The sequence below is a fragment of the uncultured Blautia sp. genome, assembly GCF_902497045.1.
Lineage (GTDB): Bacteria > Bacillota > Clostridia > Lachnospirales > Lachnospiraceae > Blautia_A.
On record NZ_CABVDF010000162.1, the window covers coordinates 1 to 6,534 of the forward strand.

The following is a 6,534-nucleotide window of genomic DNA, read 5'->3' on the forward strand; positions in this document are numbered from 1 at the left end:
CTGATGAGTTGTTGTTGTGAATGGAGTAAACAGTCATGTGTTTGATATCTGATCTGAAAATTATGAGAATAAAATTGTTGACGATTGTTTGATGTTTATATATAGATGAGGTGTAATGATGAAGAAGAGTAATATCAATAAAAGAAATGTACAGTTTTTAGCTGCAGCAGCACTTACAGCAGTATTAGTAGCAGGACAGATACAGCCGGCTATGGTATATGGAGAAAAGACAGAGATTCAGGTAAGCAGTCTGATTCCGGATAATGTGACAATAGAAAATCCGGTTCCATTATCAGATATTGCCCTTCCCTCCAGTGAATATGGAACATTATCCTGGGTAAACGAATCCAATGTTCCGTCACAGAGAACAGAATCCTTTGATGTGGTATTTCGTCCGTATGATTCAGCAGTCCTTCCCAAAATTGACGGATGGGATGGAGAATCCGACGGAATTTACAGTAGTGTCACTGTTGTAGTCAGCAGTATGGAAAACGAGGACAGCAGTGAAGACCAGTGGGAAGAAGGTCAGGATACAGAACAGCAGGAATCTGGAGATGAGTACGAGGAATCAGATTCAGAGACAACGGATGATAATTCTAATGGAGAAGAAAGCAGTGAGGAAGATGAGGATTCTTCAGATTCGGGGTCAATGGTAACCCCGGAACCAACTGTGACTCCGGACGGGGAAGAGACCCCGGAACCGACGGTAACCCCGGAGCCAACTGTGACTCCGGACGGGGAAGAGACTCCGGAACCGACGGTAACCCCGGAACCAACCGTGACTCCAGATGAGGAAGATGCTCCGGAACCAACGGTAACACCAGAGCCAACTGTGACTCCGGACGGGGAAGAGACTCCGGAACCGACGGTAACCCCGGAACCAACCGTGACTCCAGATGAGGAAGATGCTCCGGAACCAACGGTAACACCAGAGCCAACTGTGACTCCGGACGGGGAAGAGACTCCGGAACCGACGGTAACCCCGGAACCAACTGTGACTCCAGACGAACAGGAGACACCAACCCCAACGGTAACACCTGAAACTGATAATATATTTGACGGAAATATAGAAGAATCAGAAGATTCACGTCCTACAGATGCGGAGGAGGATCTTTCAGAGGAAGAACAGCAGGCTGCTGCGGAAGAAAACCATTCTTGCAATGGTATTTCTGTGTCAGGCATCAATCTTCCATGGTATGTGCAATTCCGTGCCACCAGTGGGGAGGATTACCAGTTTACAAATGAGACTGAGGCAAATGTATTTAAATCATACGAGTTTGAGCTTTGGGATCTGAAAAATAATACAGAATACGAAATACCGGATGGAGAATATATCAGTGTGACTGTTCCGGTAAAAGCAGGATACAGCTATACGATTGAGCATCTTTTGGACAGTGGAGCAATGGAAACAATTGTTCCAAGTGTAGATGGAAGCACAATGGTCTTCAGTACACATTCTTTCAGTCCTTTTGGAATAGCCGGAAGCAGACCGCTGGTAGGCGAGGAAATTCAGGAGGATGGTTATGGTGATACTGAGTCTGCAGGTGATATCTTGACTCCTGTACCAGAAACTCCGTCTAATAATACTCAGGTATCAGTAACTGCAGCCCCTGAGAAAGAAAATGGTACAGTACAGGAGGCTTCTCCGGTAAAAAATGAAGAGAACAGTTCAGATGATAAAAGTAAAGAAGCAGACAGTGATCCTACTTCTGCTGTCAATACAGGAGACAACACATTGATTCTTCCGTTTGTGATTCTTGGTGTTGCGGCAGTGGTGATTGTAGGTGTTATCATTTATCTGAAACGCAGAAAAAAATAAAATCATGGTAATAAGAAAAATCCTCCCCCATATATATGTTATAGGGGGAGGGTTTTTTATGAAAATTAAAGTTGTTTTACGAGCACTTTTTTTAGCATATGGACTTACGGGAATCTGTCTTTTGGCTTTGGCTTTCTTTGTATTTCAATTTGATCTGGGAACGGTGCCTGTTTTAGCCGCGATTACAGCAGTATATGTTCTGGCTTGCTTTGCAGGAGGGTTTATGGCAGGAAAACGCATGAGGAAGAATAAATATTACTGGGGAATACTGGTAGGGCTGGCTTATTTTGCGTTGCTTGTTATAGTATCTTTTGCAGTAGAAAAGAGGTGGGATATGTCTTTCCAGCATTTGCTTACCACGTTCTGTATGTGTCTGGGAGGCGGTGCACTGGGCGGTATGTTTGCATAAGGAAAAAAAGTCTTTTATTTGATGGGATTTTATGCTATACTATGCCCAGATAATTTTATATACATAAAGGAGGATATACAATGGAGCATATCAAAACATTAAATACAAAGAATCTGCAGAACACAGTAAAAAAAGGTGGATGCGGTGAGTGCCAGACTTCCTGTCAGTCAGCATGCAAAACTTCCTGTACAGTAGGAAATCAGAGCTGCGAGCACAAATAAGACAGAGTTTTGGGAAGGCATTTAAGCAGCGGGGTGAAAACCGCTGCTTCTTTCTTTGTCATACATTTTGATGAAGTACTGACATGGAGTCTTATGTGTTTCAAAGATGAAATTATAGGAAAGGATTTTCAAAAATGAGTCTGATACACAGATATCAAAATAATGGTTATAACATTGTTCTGGATATTAACAGTGGATGTATTCACCTGGTGGACCTTGTTACTTATGAGGTTTTACCGTACATAGAAGAAGGTGTCTCACAAGAAGAGATCGTTACAAAATTAAAGGACAGATACAAAGAAGAGGATATAAAAACTTCTGTTTCTGAATGCCTGAAACTTCAGGAAGAAGGTATGCTTTTTACAAAAGATATTTATGAAGGTGCCATTGAGGAGTTTACGAAAAACAGTAAACCGGTAGTAAAAGCCCTTTGCCTTCATATTGCTCATGACTGTAATCTTGCCTGCCGCTATTGTTTTGCGGAGGAGGGAGAATACCATGGAAGAAGAGCTCTGATGTCTTTTGAGACTGGAAAGAAAGCACTGGATTTCCTGATCGCAAATTCCGGCTCCAGAAGAAATCTGGAGGTGGATTTCTTTGGCGGGGAACCGCTTATGAACTGGCAGGTTGTGAAAGACCTGGTAAAATATGGTCGTGAGCAGGAAAAACTTCACAATAAAAATTTCCGTTTTACCCTTACCACTAACGGAGTTCTTCTTGACGATGAGGTAATGGAGTTCTGCAATCGGGAGATGGCAAACGTGGTACTTAGCGTAGATGGACGGAAAGAGGTTCATGATCACATGAGACCTTTCCGCAAAGGCGCTGGAAGCTATGACCTGATCATGCCGAAATTCCAGAAGTTTGCGGAATCCAGAAATCAGGACAAGTATTATGTAAGAGGTACATTTACTCACCATAATCTTGATTTTTCCAAGGATGTCCTTCATCTGGCGGATATGGGCTTTAAGCAGGTTTCTGTTGAACCTGTTGTAGCACCGGAGGAAGAAGATTATGCAATCCGAGAAGAGGATATCCCTCAGATCCTTGAGGAATATGATATTCTTGCGAAGGAGATGATCAAAAGGGAAAAGGAAGGAAGAGGATTTAATTTCTTCCACTTTATGATCGACCTTACAGGCGGTCCTTGTGTTTATAAACGTCTTTCCGGCTGTGGTTCAGGGACAGAGTATCTTGCAGTGACTCCGTGGGGAGATCTTTATCCATGTCACCAGTTTGTAGGTGAAGAACAGTTCCTGATGGGAAATGTAGATGAAGGAATTACCCGTCCGCAGGTTCGTGATGAATTTAAAAACTGCAATGTTTATACAAAAGAAGCATGTAAAGATTGTTTTGCAAGATTTTACTGCAGTGGAGGATGTGCTGCAAATGCATATCATTTCCAGAATGATGTAAAGGGAAATTATGAGATCGGATGCGAACTTCAGAGAAAACGAGTGGAGTGTGCAATTATGATCAAAGCCGCTCTTGCGGACTAGATAAATCAGTCCGCAGGATAACTTATGGTATCATGGGGACTTAAAAAAGAAGGGAAAAACAATGAAGAAAAAAAGAGGAGTCATTGTACTGGTCCTTACTGTGATCCTGACGGCATTCCTGTGCTATACAGCCGGTGTGGGTTTTGGCCCGACAGGAACCGGAGCGGCAAAGAACATCAATACCGGTCTTGATCTGTCAGGTGGAGTAAGTATCACTTATGAGGCAAAAGATAAGGATCCGAGCAAAGAAGATATGTCTGATACTGTTTATAAAATGCAGAAGCGTGTGGAACAGTACAGTACGGAGGCACAGGCTTATCAGGAAGGTGACAACCGTATCACAGTAGAGATTCCGGGTGTGACCGATGCAGATAAGATCCTGAATGATCTGGGTAAACCAGGTTCTCTTTGCTTTATCGAAGAAACCGATAAAGATGGTAATGCAAACTTTGTTGCAGGTGAAACAAAATATGAGCTTGCAAGAAGTCTTGATGAGATCAGAGAGGCAGGATCTGTTGTACTGGAAGGTACAGATGTGGCAGATGCCCAGGGTGGTGCTTACCAGAAGCAGGACGGCAGCAGCAGAGAATATGCAGTCAGCCTGAAACTTACAGAAGAAGGTAAAAAGAAATTTGCAGAAGCTACAGAGGCAAATGTAGGAAAGCAGATTGCGATCATTTATGATAATGAAGTATTAAGTGCTCCCACAGTAGAGGAAGCAATCACAGGCGGACAGGCAGAAATCAATGGAATGTCAGGAGTAGAGGAAGCACAGAATCTGGCATCCTACATCCGCATTGGTTCGCTGAGTCTTGAACTGGAAGAACTTCGCTCCAGTGTGGTTGCTGCCCAGCTTGGAGAAGAGGCAATTACAACAAGTGTTACTGCAGGTGCAATCGGACTTGCAATCGTTATTTTATTTATGATCCTTGTTTACAGGATACCGGGTATCGTTGCTGCATTTGCACTGATTCTGTATACAGCAATTGAGCTGATCACTCTCAATGCATTTGATATTACTCTGACACTCCCGGGTATTGCAGGTATCATCCTGGGTATCGGTATGGCGGTAGATGCTAATGTTATCATTTATGCACGTATTCAGGAAGAGATTGCAGAGGGAAGTTCTGTAAGGACTGCTATCCGTGCCGGATTTTCCAAAGCGTTTTCTGCAATCATTGACGGAAATATCACAACGCTGATCGCATCTGTAGTCTTGATGTGGCTTGGATCCGGTACAGTTAAGGGATTTGCATACACACTGGCTCTTGGTATTGTGGTTTCCATGTTTACAGCTTTGGTGATCTCAAGACTGATCATGAATGCTCTTTATGCAGTAGGATTCCAGGATGCAAAGTTCTATGGAAAAGCAAAACAGAGAAAATCTTTCAATTTTGTTGGAAAGAAAAATATCTTTTTTATTATTTCTCTGATTCTGATTCTTGTGGGACCAGTATCTATGATGATCCATCAGAAAACAGATGGAAGCAGCCTGAACTACAGTCTGGAGTTTTCTGGAGGAACTGCCACTACAGTTACCTTTAATGAAGACATGGATATTAAGACCATCGATTCCGAGGTTACACCGGTAGTAGAGGATGTCACAGGAGACAAGAATGTACAGCCTACGAAAGTTGTCGGAACAAATCAGGTAATCATTAAAACACGTGCTCTTTCCCAGGAAGAAAGAGAGGCACTGAATGATGCAATGGTAGAAAAATTTGATGTGGACAGATCACTGATCGCATCAGAAAGTATTTCATCCACAGTCAGCTCCGAAATGAGACAGGATGCATTTGTTGCAGTAGTTGTGGCAACTCTTTGTATGCTGGTATATATTTGGTTCCGGTTTAAAGATATCCGTTTTGCCGGCAGTGCAGTTCTTGCACTTGTGCATGATGTACTTGTGGTATTTGCTTTTTATGCGCTGGCAAGGATTTCCGTGGGAAATACCTTTATCGCATGTATGCTGACCATTGTAGGTTACAGTATCAATGCAACGATTGTCATTTTTGACCGTATTCGTGAAAATATGAAGAAGAGAGGCGCTCGTGCAGATCTTGTAGAGATTGTAAATGACAGTATCACACAGACTCTTACCAGAAGTATTTATACTTCTTTAACTACGTTTGTGATGGTTGCAGTACTTTTCGTAATGGGAGTATCTTCTATCCGTGAGTTTGCACTTCCGTTAATGGCAGGTATTGTCTGCGGTGCATATTCTTCTGTATGTATTACAGGTTCTCTGTGGCTGGTAATGAAACAGGGATTTGGCAAAAATAAAGTACAGTCTGCTGTACAACAGATATCAGACCAGAAGAACAGCGAAAGTGTTCAGAGTACTGTATCTGTTCAGAAGCAGGGAAATGGACAGAAGCAGCCGAAAAAGAAAAATCGTAAAAGAGTAGCAGAGCGTCTGGCTGCTCAGGAAGCAGAGAAAAATTCTGCTTCAGATAATGACAAAACTGAATAAATCAGGATGAGAAAAATAGTCCCGGGGCAGTATGTTTGTCCCGGGGCATATTTTTAACAGGAGACCAGCTATGAAAAGTCAACCCTAAATTAGCAAAAAATTAAGTTCGTTTT

5 protein-coding genes are annotated in these 6,534 nt (G+C 42.6%); all 5 read left to right on the top strand.

The window, feature by feature from the left end:
• The first annotated feature begins 115 nt into the window (after positions 1–115).
• The 5 genes from RDS42_RS10980 (at position 116) to secD (ending at position 6,421) form a co-directional block, all read left to right on the top strand.
• Positions 116–1,819, top strand: a complete 1,704-nt coding sequence (locus RDS42_RS10980) for a hypothetical protein (protein WP_308783701.1) — start codon at positions 116–118, stop codon at positions 1,817–1,819.
• 58 nt (positions 1,820–1,877) lie between these two features.
• Positions 1,878–2,228: a TIGR04086 family membrane protein gene (locus RDS42_RS10985; protein ID WP_308783702.1), complete on the top strand. Its 351-nt coding sequence runs from the start codon at positions 1,878–1,880 to the stop codon at positions 2,226–2,228.
• Between the two features lie 80 nt (positions 2,229–2,308).
• Positions 2,309–2,449, top strand: a complete 141-nt coding sequence (scfA, locus tag RDS42_RS10990; RefSeq protein ID WP_015524633.1) for a six-cysteine ranthipeptide SCIFF — start codon at positions 2,309–2,311, stop codon at positions 2,447–2,449.
• A gap of 134 nt (positions 2,450–2,583) precedes the next feature.
• Positions 2,584–3,948 (top strand): thioether cross-link-forming SCIFF peptide maturase, encoded by a 1,365-nt coding sequence (gene scfB, locus RDS42_RS10995; protein WP_308783703.1) that lies wholly within the window; start codon positions 2,584–2,586, stop codon positions 3,946–3,948.
• 61 nt (positions 3,949–4,009) lie between these two features.
• On the top strand, positions 4,010–6,421 hold the full coding sequence (secD, locus tag RDS42_RS11000) for a protein translocase subunit SecD (RefSeq protein WP_308783704.1): 2,412 nt from the start codon (positions 4,010–4,012) through the stop codon (positions 6,419–6,421).
• The last annotated feature ends 113 nt before the right edge of the window (positions 6,422–6,534 follow it).